Annotated in this window: 9 protein-coding genes; 8 read left to right on the top strand and 1 reads right to left on the bottom strand. The window is 45.6% G+C overall.

What is annotated here, in order from left to right:
- Nucleotides 1–28 precede the first annotated feature (28 nt).
- Complete coding sequence (locus ACSQ8O_RS23540; RefSeq protein WP_436243590.1) at nucleotides 29–919, bottom strand: ATP-binding cassette domain-containing protein; 891 nt, start codon at nucleotides 917–919, stop codon at nucleotides 29–31.
- Between the two features lie 334 nt (nucleotides 920–1,253).
- On the opposite strand from ACSQ8O_RS23540, the gene ACSQ8O_RS23535 reads away from it, so the two are divergent.
- The 8 genes from ACSQ8O_RS23535 to ACSQ8O_RS23500 all read left to right on the top strand — a co-directional run bounded on the left by ACSQ8O_RS23535 (nucleotide 1,254) and on the right by ACSQ8O_RS23500 (nucleotide 16,169).
- Nucleotides 1,254–2,183: an ABC transporter permease gene (locus ACSQ8O_RS23535; RefSeq protein WP_436243589.1), complete on the top strand. Its 930-nt coding sequence runs from the start codon at nucleotides 1,254–1,256 to the stop codon at nucleotides 2,181–2,183.
- A gap of 14 nt (nucleotides 2,184–2,197) precedes the next feature.
- Nucleotides 2,198–3,085: a carbohydrate ABC transporter permease gene (locus ACSQ8O_RS23530; protein WP_436243588.1), complete on the top strand. Its 888-nt coding sequence runs from the start codon at nucleotides 2,198–2,200 to the stop codon at nucleotides 3,083–3,085.
- Between the two features lie 106 nt (nucleotides 3,086–3,191).
- Nucleotides 3,192–4,754, top strand: a complete 1,563-nt coding sequence (locus ACSQ8O_RS23525) for a DUF3502 domain-containing protein (protein WP_436243587.1) — start codon at nucleotides 3,192–3,194, stop codon at nucleotides 4,752–4,754.
- 360 nt (nucleotides 4,755–5,114) lie between these two features.
- Nucleotides 5,115–6,002, top strand: a complete 888-nt coding sequence (locus ACSQ8O_RS23520) for an ABC transporter permease (RefSeq protein WP_436243941.1) — start codon at nucleotides 5,115–5,117, stop codon at nucleotides 6,000–6,002.
- Between the two features lie 3 nt (nucleotides 6,003–6,005).
- The gene (locus tag ACSQ8O_RS23515; RefSeq protein WP_436243586.1) at nucleotides 6,006–6,902 is read left to right on the top strand and encodes a carbohydrate ABC transporter permease; all 897 of its coding nucleotides are present in this window, start codon (nucleotides 6,006–6,008) and stop codon (nucleotides 6,900–6,902) included.
- 56 nt (nucleotides 6,903–6,958) lie between these two features.
- On the top strand, nucleotides 6,959–8,563 hold the full coding sequence (locus ACSQ8O_RS23510; protein ID WP_436243585.1) for an extracellular solute-binding protein: 1,605 nt from the start codon (nucleotides 6,959–6,961) through the stop codon (nucleotides 8,561–8,563).
- A 91-nt stretch (nucleotides 8,564–8,654) separates the two neighbouring features.
- Complete coding sequence (locus ACSQ8O_RS23505) at nucleotides 8,655–10,415, top strand: hypothetical protein (RefSeq protein WP_436243584.1); 1,761 nt, start codon at nucleotides 8,655–8,657, stop codon at nucleotides 10,413–10,415.
- A 327-nt stretch (nucleotides 10,416–10,742) separates the two neighbouring features.
- Complete coding sequence (locus ACSQ8O_RS23500; RefSeq protein WP_436243583.1) at nucleotides 10,743–16,169, top strand: S-layer homology domain-containing protein; 5,427 nt, start codon at nucleotides 10,743–10,745, stop codon at nucleotides 16,167–16,169.
- Nucleotides 16,170–16,199: the final 30 nt, after the last annotated feature.

The following is a 16,199-nucleotide window of genomic DNA, read 5'->3' as shown; positions in this document are numbered from 1 at the left end:
TGTACGTTCTTCAGCGCTTGGAAATCGCTCATACGAGGGAAGCCTCCTTGTTATTAGTTGTCGTCAGCGCAAGAAAGACGTCGTCCATGCTTGGCTTGCGAATGAAGATGCGTGTACCTGGCGGGCACGAGCCAGCGATCTCGTTCAACGTTCGGCTAACATCCTGAACAGTGCCGCTCGTTGGAATGGATAAAATGACTTCGTCCAACGTATTCCGGAGCTCAATAACTTCGCCGCCAACACGAGCTTTCAAGGACTCCGCGGACCCGGATGCGACGATGCGTCCATGATTCAGCACAGCGATTTCGTCTGCAAGCTGATCCGCTTCTTCTAGATATTGCGTCGTCAACAGTATCGTCATGCCTTGCTGCTTCAGCCGCAGAATCGTCTCCCATAGGGAGCGGCGGCTGACCGTATCTAAGCCCGTCGTCGGCTCGTCAAGGAAGAGCACAGGACGATTAACAACAAGGCTGACGGCCAGATCCAATCTGCGGCGCATGCCGCCGGAGTAGGATTTCACGCGCTTGCCAGCCGCGGCTTCCAGCTCGAACTGCTTCAGCAGCTCATCTGCTCGTAAGCGGGACTCGCCAGCAGATAAGCCAGCTAACTGGCACATCATGATGATATTCTCGTGTCCCGTCAGTACTTCATCCACCGCTGCGAATTGCCCCGTGAGCGAGATCGATCCCCGCACGATCTTGCGGTCAGCGATGACATCATACCCTTCGATTCGCGCATAGCCCGCATCCGGTTCAGATAACGTTGATAGAATGTTTATCAGCGTCGTTTTTCCTGCTCCATTTGGCCCGAGCAACGCAAATATGGACCCCTTCGCTACCTGTAAATCGATGCCATCCAATACGGTTTGTTTGCCATAGCTTTTGCGTAAGCCGCTTACTTCAATGGAATTCGTTGTCATTCGTTATCTCCCCGTTCTTTGAATTGTGGATCATGTAAACAGTATATTGCATACTCAGTTATTTATGATCGTTCTCAAGACCGATATTGCACTCGGTCGTCCGCATCATTTCATCTACCTCACATAAGCACTCATCTCCACCAAATCCCCGATCTATCAGGGTTTTATCCACTCTCATCACATAAATAGTACAGTGAAAATCCCTCCGATTTTCAAATCTTACAGTCTATTTTATCCCGAGCAAAAATGAGTAGTATCCAATTCTCTACCTGATTTCGTATGATGAAATCGCAAAGAGGACGCATGGTAACCCAGACAGAAGGAGGCAGCATACTTGGGAATCTTCTCAGCTATACGCAAAGAATCGAAGCATTTCTGGAAGGCAAGAAGTTTGTTTTTAATCGGATTGCCGGCCATCATTGTGGTGTTTATCTTTTACTACTTACCTATGTACGGTATCGTGATCGCATTCAAAGATATCAACTACGCCAAAGGCATTTGGGGAAGCGATTGGGTTGGGTTGCATAACTTCAAGTTTTTCTTCAACTCACAAGATGCACTAAGGATTACACGAAACACACTGCTATTAAATGGATTGTTTATCGTGGTGGGCATGTCCTGCGCATTAGTCATTGGATTATTGCTAGCAGAGTTGGGTCGGAGATGGGTGAAGCTGTTCCAGACGATCTTGTTTTTTCCTTATTTTCTTTCGTGGGTCGTTGTCGGTTTCGTCAGCTACATTTTGATGAATCCATCCTTTGGCGTGATCAATAAGGCATTGGAGCAGCTCCATATTGCCCCGATCGACTGGTACAGTAAGCCAGGCTATTGGCCCCTCATTTTAACACTCACCTATTTATGGAAAAATGTCGGTTACACCGCCATCATCTTCTTTACTGGCCTGCTGTCCATCGACAACAGTTATTATGAGGCAGCTTCCATAGACGGAGCTTCGCGTTTACAGCAAATTCGGAAGATTTCGATCCCGCTCATTTTGCCGCTGATTACGATGCTATTCATGCTCAATGTGGGCCGCATATTTTACTCGGATTTCGGATTATTCTACTTCGTGCCCCGAGATGCAGGGATGTTATACCCGACGACAGATGTCGTAGATACGTATGTGTTTCGCTCGTTGCGAGTCGTTGGTGACCTAGGCATGGCATCCGCCGCTAGCTTGTACCAAGCAGTGGTTGGCTTAATTCTAGTCGTATCGACGAACTTACTCGTCAGGAAATTTAGTAAAGATCATGCGTTGTTCTAAGGAGGAGGGTGGCGGTGCGTTCATCTATCAAGCAAAAGTCAGAAAATAACTGGCTGATCATTCTATTCTTTATGGTTTTATCCATCCTGTTCATCTATCCGATGCTGTACGTTATTTCGGTCTCACTCTCCTTCGATGGGGACATCGCCAAATTTGGCTACCAGCTGATCCCAGAGCGAGTTACGTTTGTCGCGTACTCGTATATTTTCCAAACGCCGAAGGCACTGCTTCAATCCTATATGGTGACGATTTTTGTGACAGTCGTAGGAACCGTGTTAAGTTTGATACTCACTTCTTCTCTGGCCTATATCATGACTCGGAAGGATTATCGGTATAGCCGAATCACAGGCTACTTCGTCTTCTTCACGTTGCTCTTCAATGCAGGATTAGTTCCTTCGTACATCGTTATGACCAGCGTGTTGCACCTGCAAGATACGATCTGGGCCTTAATTCTTCCGTATGGGGTCAGCGCTTGGTTTACGATGCTCATGAAGGGCTTTATGGATGGGTTGCCTTTTGAAATTATTGAGTCTGCCAAAATCGATGGATCTTCCGAACTGAGCACCTTCGTACGAATTGTTCTTCCACTTTCGAAGCCGGCACTAGCGACCGTAGGCTTGTTCTATGCCCTGGCTTACTGGAATGATTGGTGGCTCGCCATGCTGTACATTCAAAATGAGAATCTGATTCCGCTTCAATACTACTTGCAGCGAATCATGTCTAATATCGAGTTTTTGACGAAAAATATGCAAGCAGGCATCAGCATTGATATGAGTGCGATTCCAGCTGAATCTTCCCGTATGGGGATTGCCATTCTGGCAGCAGGCCCAATGTTGTTCGCTTTCCCATTCTTCCAGAAATACTTGATCAAAGGATTGACAGTTGGTGCCGTTAAAGGCTAACTGAATGTAAGGCTCAAGAACGTTTGTCAATCCGAATCCGGATCGGATGATAATACATGACTTCATTTGTACCATGTTGACCATGAAATCAGGAGGGTTCGATCATATGAAAAATAGAACAATTAAAGCGTTATCTCCCGTTTTTGTAAGTTGCGTGTCCCTTTCTATGCTGCTCAGCGCTTGCGGTTCCAGCACGAATAGCTCTTCACCATCCCCGGCAGCCAGCGCAGCACCTGCATCTCCAGCGGCAACAGCGTCATCAGTACCAGCCGCAACGGAGCTTAAGCCATATGAAATCACTTGGTATTTGCCGCAAAGCGTATTCCCTGATGCGAAGTTGGTTCAAGATGCGATGAGCAAAATTACCAAAGAGAAAATCAACGCAACATTGAACATTCAATTGGTCGATTGGGGTACGTACGATCAGAAAATGCAAGCGATTGCAGCTTCTGGCGAGAAAGCGGATCTTATTTTCACATCCAACTGGACGAATGACTATTTGCAAAACGTAAATAAAGGAGCATTCCTCGACATCACCGACTTGTTGCCGAAATACGGGCAAGATATTTTGAAACAGGTTCCTCCTGCTGCTTGGGATGCGGCGAAAGTGAAGGGCAAGCTGTACGGGATTATTAATACGCAAGTTCTGGCTCGTACGCCAGGCTTACTTATGAACAAAACGACCTTAGACAAATATGGCTATAAAGCCGATCAGTTCAAAACATTAGCCGATTTGACGCCATTTTTCGAAAAAGTGAAAGCGTCTGAGCCAGACAAATATCCATTCAGCCTGAAGGGTGATACGGATGTTATGGGGAACTACGGCAGTGCCATCGGTCTTGAGTATTTCTCACAAAAGAACCCGGGTGTAGTTCGCATCGACGATGCTTCCTCTAAAGTTGTGAATTTGTATGAGACGAAGGAATTCACGGCCTTTTTGAAACAAATGCGCGAATGGTACTCCAAAGGCATTATTCGTAAAGATGCAGCAACGATTAAAGATACGAACTCGGATGAACTGGCAGGCAAATATGTATCCTCCACTTTCACGGTCATTAATCCGGACTCGGCAGCCAACCAAGCACAACGCTTTGGTGGTGGGGATGCAGCGAATGTAGCAGCCATCGAATTCTCTAAACCTTATATGAGCACAGGCTCCATTATTGCGACTATGACGGCGATTTCCCGTACATCCAAAGATCCAGCAAGAGCGATGATGTTCTACAACTTGATGTACTCGGATGCGGAGCTATTCAATTTGATGAGCTATGGGATTGAAGGTAAGCACTATACGAAGGTTTCGGATGGTTTGATCAAAAAGATGGACAATGCCAGCTATTGGGTGGATTCCGGTTGGGAGTACGGAAACATGTTTAATTCGTATCGTACAAGTGCTACGCAGCCGAAATGGTTCCCAGCAGGTCCGGATAAGAATGCCGCAGCGATTCCTTCCAAAATTCTTGGCTTCTCCTTTGACCCAAGTAACGTGAAGAGTGAATTGGCACAAACCGCATCCGTTGTAGATGAATTCTATGCGGGATTGATCACGGGGATTGCTGATCCAGACACCACACTGCCAGCCATGAATGCGAAGCTGAAAAAAGCAGGCTTGGACAACATTTTGGCGGACATGCAGAAACAAATCGATGCTTGGAAAGCTTCGAAATAAGAAAGTGTTACCTCTGTGAACTAGTTCGAATAGTCAGCAGTCTCTCCATTCTGGGGAGGCTGCTATTTGTATATCAAGTGAGAACCCGCATAGAAACAGGGAATGTCTATTGTCACCTTAACAAAATGAACTATGTGTAAGAAAGGTGACAGGTTGATTTGTAAGAAAGGTCAACTGGGCAAAACATGTCTATTTCCAATCTCTTCACCGCAGGATACGATCGAATTGCCAGCACAACAGCAGGCTCAATTTCGAAAGGGTGAACACAACATGGAGGAAAGAGCGACCGGTTTCCATACAGGTAGAAACCAACGGAAGCCAATATGGATCAAACCAAAGCAATCCACATTCAGAAACCGAATGATACGGGATCGACATCTGTATCTGATGCTACTGCCTGTGATCGGATTTTATCTGTTATTTAAATACGCTCCGATGGTTGGTGAAATTATTGCCTTTAAGGATTATCGATTTGCAGATGGTATTTTTGGGAGTAACTGGGTGGGATTTAAACACTTCACTAGCTTATTCCAAAGTATTGATTTTTGGAGAGTTCTCAGGAATACCTTACTGCTCAATGTCTACAGTCTTGTTTTAGGATTCCCAGTACCTATTCTTCTTGCGCTTCTCCTCAATGAAGTGCGCAAAGAGTGGTATAAAAGGACTGTTCAGAATCTGCTCTACCTACCTCACTTTATCTCATGGGTTGTTCTAGGGGGTATCTTTATAGCTATGCTTTCCCCGAGCACAGGGGTTGTGAATTTGGTGCTGACGAAAATGTTTGGCATCGAGCCCATCTACTTCATGGCTAGTTCCGGCTGGTGGCCAATCGCATATACATTATCCGGTATTTGGCGCGAAGCGGGTTGGGGCACTATTTTATACCTAGCAGCTATGGCATCCATTGATCCTCAGCAGTATGAAGCAGCGAAAATGGATGGAGCATCGAAACTGCGCCAGATATGGCACATTACGTTACCAGGAATTCGCAGCACAATTGCTATTTTGCTCGTTCTCCGAATGGGGCACATGATGGATGTGGGTCTCGAGCAGACGCTGGTTCTCCAGAATATGTCTGTACTGGATGTAGCGGATGTCATCAGCACCTACGTGTATCGTGTGGGCTTACAAAATATGAACTATAGCTATACGACAGCATTAGGCTTGTTCCAATCCGCGGTTGGTTTGATTCTAGTCGTGGGCGTGAATCGATTAACCCGAGTTTTCGGAGAACGGGGGCTTTGGTAATCGATGAAAACCTACAATAGAAATCAACCATTATTTACTCGTTTGGGCACAGCATCGAATTACACGGTGCTCGCTATTTGTTCACTAATTGCTTTATACCCTTTTTGGTATGAGATCGCAGCTTCTTTCAGCAGCAGTAGAGCCATTACAGCGGGGGAGGTGTCCTTATGGCCCATTGAATTCAATACGGAAGCCTACCAGCGGCTTTTCCAGGATGGGCAGCTCTTCGTAGCCATGCGCAACACAGTACTGGTAACCATTGTGGGAACAGTGCTCAATATGGCACTTACTTTATTGGCCGCGTATCCGCTTTCTAGACGAAGACTGATGGGACGCACGTCCATCCTCATGTTCATCACATTTACGATGTTGTTCGTTTCGGGTGTAATTCCAAATTTTATACTCGTAAAATCCTTAGGTCTTATGGATACGTACTGGGCATTATGGCTGCCTTCTTTGATAAGTACGTATAACATGTTCGTGATGAAAACGTTCATGGAGGGCTTACCAGAGGAACTTGAGGAGTCTGCGGCTATCGACGGCGCAGGTGATTGGCGAATTTTGGCTCAGATCATCGTACCTTTATGCAAGCCGATTTTAGCTGCGCTTTCCCTGTTTTATGCGGTGGGCTGGTGGAACTCGTATTTCAACGTATTGCTTTATGTGACCAAAACGACCATGCAGACGCTGACGCTGAAGCTCTACCAATTGATTCTGCAGGTGGATCAGAGTTTGCTCGACAATACTTCTGGAAGTGAGGGCGTGTCTCATGTAGTCCTGACGCCAGAAGGCATCAAAGCGGCTGCCATCGTCATTGCAGTTACGCCAATTCTAATTGTCTATCCGTTCCTTCAGAAGCATTTTGTTAAAGGAGTCTTGATTGGTTCAGTTAAAGGCTGATATCATGGGGCAAATAGCCCTTGGTATAGATACCAAACTATAAGGGGATGAATGCATTGAACAAGTCTAATCGCGTTTGGAAACCAGTTCTTGCTGCAAGCTTGTCTTTGGCGGTACTGGCTGCCTGTAGTTCGAATACGGGAACGACCGAAAGCAGCTCGACTGCGCCACAAGGCAGTGCACCAGCTGCGGCAACACCGGCAGGACCGAAGAAAGAAATCAGCATCTCCACGTTTGATAGAGGTACAGTAGCCGCAGAAGAAGGCAGCTATGAGGATAACCGCTGGACGAAATGGATCAATGAAAATTCACCTGCGAAAGTGAAGTGGGTGCCAGTTCCCCGAGCGCAGGCTCAACAGAAGTTAAGCACCCTGGTTGCTTCTGGCAGTGCGCCAGATCTCATCTGGGAGTATGATCGCAACTATATTGCTCAATTAGCCAACCAAGGTGCCATTCAGCCCATTGACAGCTATATTGAGAAGTACAGTACGACATTGAAAAAGTATCTGAAAGAACATCCTGAGCTGAAGTCTGCCATGACCATTAATGGTAAAATGTATGCAATTACCAGCAGTCGAAGTATTGATGGCATTGCCAACCATGCTATGTGGATCCGTCAGGATTGGTTAGATAAACTGGGATTAAAGGCACCAACGACAACGGAAGAATTGATTGAAGTGGCTAAAAAATTCAAAGATGAGGACCCTGACGGCAATGGTAAAGCAGATACCGTACCGATTGCGTTCAATGGTAATGCTGTACAAATTATCAGAGCGTTCTTTTCGGTGAATGAGAATCAATGGTATTTGGAAGACGGCAAAATGAAATTTGGAAGAACGTTGGATCGATACAAGGATTCCATTGCTTATCAGAAATCGTTATTCGACCAAGGTTTGTTGGATAAAGAATATATCACGGATAGCAACTTCCAGCGAGCGCGTCAATTGTGGACGACGGGCAAATCAGGCATTTATATGAGTTCTTGGAATATGCAAAATGAATTTATAGATCTAAAGAAAAATGTGCCGGATGCGAAGATGGTTCCGTTAGAGCCGGTAACTAGTAAATACGGAAAAAACGGCTTGTATCAAGAGCTGCCAGCGAATATTCTTGTCGCCTTTAACAGCAAGATGAAGGAAGATAAAATTGAAACAGCTGTTAAATTCCTAGATTGGATGATGGAAAAAGGGGATATGTCCCTGAAGTACGGTGAGGAAAACGTTCATTACAAACTGTTGGATGGGAAGATTCCTCAAGTTCTTAATGCTGATAAATCACGTAAGGAAGTATCTTACGCGTATGAATACGCAATCGTATCTGATTTTAGCTTAGTACCGGAGTGGTTCCCGGTCATGGCTGCGCAAGATGCTGTATCCCAAGAATACGCCAAAATAAAGACGCAATCATTGAATGTGGCCCTCAAAAATAAATATCGCAGAGACATTGCCTTTAATCCGGATCTTCCAGAAGTCAGTCAATTAATCGCAACCTTCCATCCGATTGCAACACAAATTGAGGTAAAAGCCGTAACAGGCGGCAATGCTTCAACCCCAGAAACTGCGATGGAAGAAGTTCGCAAAGAATGGAAGCGACTTGGCGGGGAAAATGTGGAGAAGCTGGCCCAAGAATGGTATGAGAAGAACAAAGAGTTTTTGAAATAATACACGTGTAAAAATGAATCTTTGGGAAGGCTGCTTGCTTATGCAGGCTGACCTTCCCATTGTTATTCTATTAAAGGAGGGACTTCCCAACATGAACGTACATGTGCAGAATTCTGATTATAAAGCGTTATTAATAAAAGCCATTAGAGCAAAAGAAAGTGATTATGATCCCCAGATCTGTATGCTTCGCCGCCCCTTTCATAGTCCAGGGTATCATACCTCATTAACAGCTCAGGATCACCCGACGATTCATCCGACTTATCCTTCATTGCTCTATGCGGTTGGCTTGTTAAATACGGAAATCGCGGAATATGAGGAGAGGGCCTGCGATATTATAGGTCGCGTGTTAACCTTACAGGATCGGGAGAAGAGTCATGATACCTACGGAATCTGGCCTTGGTTTTACGAAGAACCACTGGCACAGATGGCTCCGCCTGATTGGAATTGGGCTGACTTTTGCGGAAAAGAACTGCTGTTAGCGATGCTGCGCCATGGTCATAAGCTGCCTGAATCGTTGAAGAGACAAATCCAAGAAGCGGTCTGTTGTGCCTGTGACGCCATTATCAAACGGGACGTGGGTCCTCATTATACGAATATTGCGATCATGGGAGCATTTGTGACTTTAATCGCGGGTGAGTTGTATGAACGGAAGGATTTTGCGGATTATGGGCTGGATCGATTGGAAAAGCTTCAACGCTATACAACAAAGTTAGGGACATTTCAAGAATTCAACAGTCCAGCGTACTCCATTATTGCCATTGTAGAGCTGTCAAAAATTCATACATATGCAACCCATTCTCGCGCAAAGTCCATCGCTACTGAATTATTGGATTTGGTATGGCGAATGGTTGCGGAGCACTATCATCCGAGCTCTAGGCAATGGGCAGGTCCACACAGCCGCAGCTATAGCACATTGCTGAATGATAGAGCGCTTTCATTCTTGCAGATAGCTACAAGCAACCAAATTGTATTCTTAAACCAATGGGATTTAGAATATGATTCAGAATGGTTTGGCAGCGGAATTCAATGCCCGGAAGCTTATGTGCAGCTATTTACTTCGAATAAGAAAAGTGATCTCAGTCAGATGTATTATCGAAATGAGGAGACTGGCTTCGTGAAGTGGGCAGACACTTTTCTTACTCCAACGTATACAATCGGCGTGTTTCGTCATGAAATCATGTGGAATCAAACAAGAGGGATGGTGGCGTATTTCGATAATGGCGAACATAGCACCTATCTGCAAATGCGTTGTTTGCATGACGGATATGATTATTGCTCAGCAGTACTCCACACGGCAGCAAGCAGCAGTCAACTGCTGCTCGGAGTGAATTTTCTAACGAATGGCGGGGATACACATCCCAATTTGGATCGTATCCAAGGGAACATAGCAGCGACTGATTTCCGGATTCGTATGGAATTTGGCGGTTGTTTGGAACGAGTACAGCTAGAGAAGCAAGGTGCTAAAGCGCAGGTGATCATTGATGGAATGGTATTGCGATTCGAAAGTGTGTATGCCGTCTTTGAGGAGTCGGAAGAAACTCGATCGCCACGTGAGGAAGAGTTGTCCAGCTCATTGGCAGGTTGGGATTGGGAAATAAGCAAAGAAGGAGACATATACGGGCTTGACTTGATCATTCATCGTGGAGAGAAACGCACAATAGACTTTATGGCTTTGAACAAAGCAGCATTTCTTTTCTCCCTAACCATTGGCGACTTGGAAGGGTTACATCCTCAAATAACGCTATTGGAAGAAGCTGACCAAGTGACGGCGAGATATGTTGACGATATTGCCGATCGTGCGACACAGCAGCTGTCGATTTCATTGAAGCCGAACGATAAGCATCCGAACTAAGGTAATTAAGCATTTTGTAGCAGGGATTTCTCTCTGTTCGAAATGCTTTTTTTATGTTGAATGGAGTGACCTCATCATGCTACAGGTTACATCTTTTAAGGTGAACATAAGCAATCTGTTAAATGATAGCCGATTCAACAGGATCGAAAGAAATGCCACGTCATATAAAAAGTGTCTCTTGTGATTTTGTCCGTATTTGACTAAGTTAATTTCAGCATCCAGTTGTGATCATTGACGAGAGAGGACGTGTGAAAACGTGGGTTGATATAACTGTTAGATCAAATGACAAGTCGGTCAGGTCAATCGTTCGAGAAAGGGAGTTCTGTGATGAAGCGTCTAAAAAAAATAAGTTCCATCCTTTTCGCTATGATCGTTTTCATACAAGGTTTGGGTATGGCTTCGATGAGTCCTATGACCGCACAAGCGGCTGAATCCGTTTCACCGAAGTTGCTGAGCGGTAATAGGCTAGGTGAATTGTTCCCTCCGAATACAATCGTCATGAATACAGGAGCCTCATATACCTGGCAGCAAGATGGGCTTTATGCAACAGAATCCAATCTTGTCGCTTCAGATCCATTGGCTGCACGTAAAATGATGGACGGTTCTGTAAGCGTTGTCAGTACGGCTAGTCAATCTGGAAAAGCTTATGGAACAGTAGTCTATGACCTGCAAACTGTAAACCGTCTAACATCCTTGCAGGTGTGGTCAGAATTTTCAGCTGCAAGCGGATTGAAACAGGTAGAGATTCATGCAAGTCTCGATGGCATCAATTACAATCGTGTTGCGGTAACTGAGAGTGTATATGGGAATGATGTGGGCATTGTGCCTGTGAGCAGCGATATGAAACCTGCCCCCTATGCAAGATATGTAAAGGTTGTGCTTCATAAAGATCCAGCCAAGCTTATGATGAGCATCGGAGAAATTGCCATTTGGGGTGATGCTGTTCAGGAGCCGGCGATTCTAAGCAATAATCAATTAAAGACCGGTGGTTACTACCCAACGGGGACGCCGAAGTTGGATACGAAAGCAACGTATAGATGGAATACGGAGCAGCCCTTTGTGACACAGGCAGGATTACTTGCAACGGATAATGAGGCTGGTGCGAAGAATGACGGCAGTGCAGGCGGCTTGCCTGATCTGATTGATGGCTCGAGCACAGAGGGGACAGCGGATACAACAGCCAGCATGACTGCAGGTTCGCAAGGTCAATACGGAACCGTCACATTTACATTAAATGACGTATACCAGATCGGTTCAATTGATGTCTGGTCCAAAGCGAGCAGCGGAAATTTCATGGATGGTTATGAGGTTCTGTTAAGCACGGATAACATTAACTATTTCTCTAACGGTTATACGGCGAATCCGAACAATCGATACTCAGATGCGATGCTTAATACACCTTCCTACGGCATCCCTGGCAAGCACGCCAAATATGTCAGAATCGTCATGCATAACGCCAACGATTCCGATCGGTTAATTGCTGGCGAGATTGCGATTAAGGGTTGGAGACTTTATGATGCGACACTTGTCAAGAAAGACATGCCGGATCTTGTTGAACTCACCACTACGATCAAAAATTACAACACGTTGTATCTGGATTGGTCAGCCTACAATTCGGTGGTCAATAAGGTAAATAAATACAGTATCTATATACAGAAGAATGACTTCACATCGACGAATGGGCTAGCCGCTCGGGTGACAGCCGAAAATGGGTCAGCCGAACAGAAGGGGAAATTTCTTCTCGTTTCATCCTTAGAGCCAGAGACGACTTATTACATAGCTGTAACGCCAACGAGCACAACTTCGGGTGAACGTAAGGATGTCAGCACAATTAAAATAACGACGCCTAATGTCCTTGGCGGGGAGAAGATTGGGGACATTTTCGCCATTAATGATACACCCTACGGTGGAGGAAATTATGTTCATCACGGGGATAAAGAGGAAGAAAATATCATCCGTAAGCTTATGCTCATGCGAAGCATTGAAGGGATTAATTTTAATCGGTGGTGGATTCATGATTCTTGGGTTAAAGCATTCTCTAATATATACGGAATCGGGTTCCACACGTTTTATCATGGACCACAAGATGTACCCATGGAAAATAAGCAAGGGACCTGGACTTTCTCTACCGTCAATGAGCCCGATCTGAAAGGGACAAATCCCTCTGCACTAGCCTTACAGTTTAAACAAAACCACGAGAGCATGAAGGCAGTGGACAACCGAAATTTACTTATTGAGCCTGCTTTAGGCGGGACTGAGCCAGCAAGTATGACTTGGCTTGAGAATTTGTATAAATCCGATGGCCAAAATGGCGCTTTAGTAAAAACGTACTTTGATGTTCTTGATGTGCATCCTTATGTGAAAAATCATGAAGGTAGTCTGCCAGGTCTCGTTCCAGGCGCCCCGGAAATGCTAATCGGGAAAATAAATGAAATCGGTGCACTGAAAGCAAAATATGGCGATCAACATAAGCCCATCATATTCAGTGAACTTGGATGGAGCACATATACAGGAAGCGGCTATCTCCGACCTGTGGATAAGATGACGCAACGTAATTACTTAGCTAGAGCCTATATGCATGCAATTGCTGGCGGTATTAAGCGAATGCATTGGTACGATTTCCAAGATGACGGAGTCGATCCGACGAATCTGGAACATAATCTGGGCTTGATCGATTGGTATGGCGTTCCGAAGCCAAGCTATTATGCTTACTATACGATGGCAAAAGTGTTGAAAGACGCCAAGTTTATTGGACCCAAAGCGAATGTTGATCATCCGTATTATGGATATGAATATTGGCATGAAGGGAAAAATCAGTACATTACATCACTGTGGGCTGCTGATGAATCGACCAAAACAGCCACTTTCCAAACGAAGGATACCAGCCTTACTGTTGTGGGTATTGATGGGAGTTACGCCTACTTACCGGTTAATGATGGGATTGCCAGTTTAACAATTAGTGGTGCTCCTGTTTTCATATACTCGAGCACGGGCTTGGAAATCTCTTCGATTGATGATTCCTTTGTATTAAAAAACACTTCGGTGGATGTCAGACGTGGCGATACGCTCCATACGGTTATTCAACGTTCTGGCTTGGGAGTGGAACTGAATGGAAAGATTCAACTCATGGGTCCATCCGGTGATTGGAAACTCGAAGGTGAAGAAAGCTTTACTGCAGGAACAATGGCGATTCCGGTTGCTATCCCCATCCCTTTTAACGCGGAAGAGAAGGTGCATGAGGTAACGATTCAAGTGATCTCGGGTACGTCACTCATTGCAGCCATGAAATTGAAGGTCAACGTACTAGAGACCGTCAAAGTTCGTATTGTGCCTGAGGTTGCAGTGCCTGGAAGATGGAATGACTGGAATGCGGCAATCTATGTAGAGAATGCGACTGCTGACAAAGAGCTAAACGGTATCGTTCGAGTTACGGACGCGGTATATCTAACCCTAGGACAAGGAAGCCCAATTACGTTCAATCGCTTATTGCCAGGTGAAATTACGAAGATCACCATGCCGATTACCGCTCTACCGGAGCAAGCAAGAGCTAAATTGAAATTATCCATTGATTTGGATAGTGGATTTTCGAAGATTGTGGAAAGACCGTTTAATTTTATTGCAGCTGTAAACGACCAGACAGCGCCAATTATCGATGGCAAGCTATCTGAGGAAAGCTGGAGCAATAGCATGCCCATCGTCATAAACAGACGAGATCAAATTAAAAACATAGTCAACTGGGGTGGTGAGGCTGATTTAAGCGGCAAGGGCTTCCTGAAGTGGGATATGAATCAGCTATACTTTGGCATGGAAGTTCAAGATGACAAGCATTATCAAGTTGGAGCTGGCGGTGATCTGTGGCAAGGGGATAGCATCCAATTTGCCATTGATACGGGAAGAGAGGGCGGAGTCGGTAGCTCAGCCAACAATGAGTTCGGCATTGCACTAGGAGAACAAGGTCCGATGGTTTGGCGATGGCTCGCGGCTAACGGCAAGCCTATTGGGGAAATGACGACTGTGCAGTCAGCTGTTTATCGAAGCGCCATCGCTACTACCTATGAGCTTGCGATTCCTTGGACAGAGCTGCTGTCTCCAGGCCATACGGTGACGGACAAAGACATTTTTGGCTTTTCGATGCTCATCAATGAGAATGATGGAACAACCCGCCGAGGTTGGCTTGAATACATGAGCGGTATTGGTTCCAGTAAGAACACGCAATTATTTGAAGATCTGATATTCAGCCAAATCAATGCGCCAGAAGTAAAGGTTACTGGCGTGAAGCTTGACCAACCGACAGTAATTTTGAACAAGGGGCAATCCATGGTTCTGAATGCAACTGTACTTCCGAGTGATTCAACCAACAAACAGGTTCGGTTTACATCCAGTGATCCAGCGGTGGCCAGCGTATCGCAAGAGGTCTATGGCTTGCAAGCGACGGTGACAGGCGTCTCAGCTGGAACGGCAACGATTCGTGTGACGACCGTCGATGGCAGCTATTCGGCGACTAGTCGAGTAACCGTTCAGTTACCATCAGGTGAAAGTAATGTGCCTTCAGGCGGGGGAGCATGGATTCCAGCGCCAGTTCTTCCTGAGGTTCAGGCTGGAACGATCCGCTTTACAAACCCAGTGCTGAATCAAGACGGAACGGTTGAGATTGAAGTACCTATGGCTTCCTTGGAGAAAGCGATAGAAGGAGCATTATCTTCTGATCGAACGCTTATCGTCGATATTGCGAAAGTGACAGGTGCCAAGAAATTTCGGCTTAAGCTCCCTACAGCCATTCTTGACTCAGCTCAAAAGAGTAATATTGAAAGAATCCAATTCCGAACAGGTTTGGCGACGATAGCGTTGACTCCTGATGCGCTGTCTGACCAAGTGAAGCCGAACTCAGCTATTTTGGAGATTGTAGTGGAGGCGGTGCATTCAGATGCTCTTACTGGAGCAGTGGATTCCCGCATAGGAAACCAAGCTGTATATGACTTTAAAGTCATCCTTGACGGAATTAACATGCATGCGTTTTTCCGCAGAGATGCAGTTCAGATCTCGATGGACTATACGCTCGCACCTGACGAGAAGGGCGATCAAGTCATTGTGTACCACATCCGAGATGGTCAGATGCTTGAAGTGGTGAAGAATGGGAAATATGATGCCGCAACAGGGCAAGTAACTTTCACGACAAATCATCTTAGCTCATATACAGGTTTGTATACGCATGTGACCTTCGCCGATCTTCAGGATGCTGTGTGGGCGCAAAACAGCATTGAAGCATTAGCAGCAAGAGAAATTGTAAATGGTATTGAAAGTGATCGCTTTGCTCCGAATGAACAGGTTACGAGGGCCCAGTTCATTCAGATGCTGATGAATGCCTTCGATCTTACAGAAGCGGATGCTACAACGAGCTTCAGCGACGTGAATAAAGACGATTGGTTCTTCAAAGCAGTGGCAAGCGCTCAGAAGTTGGGAATCATCCAAGGGTATGTGGATGGGTCCTTTGGTGCCAATCAACCCATATCAAGACAAGATATGGCGGTTATGGCATCTAGAGTAATTACGTTAGCAGAGATTGAGCTGCGGACATTGATCGATCCTGTGAGTTTCGATGATCAGCCAGACATTGACGCTTATGCTCAGGAAGCGGTTAAGTCGATGCAAGCGGCTGGTATCATTAACGGATTAGCTGAAAATCGATTTGTACCGGATATGAATGCGACACGTGCACAAGCTGCAAAAGTCATTTATGGGCTGTTGTTAATGTAATTCTGAATGGGGTCGGTAACTATCGTTTTC

Source organism: Paenibacillus sp. LjRoot56 (assembly GCF_964253335.1).
GTDB classification, from domain to species: Bacteria; Bacillota; Bacilli; order Paenibacillales; family NBRC-103111; genus Paenibacillus_E; species Paenibacillus_E allorhizoplanae.
This window is presented reverse-complemented; position numbering and strand designations above follow the sequence as displayed.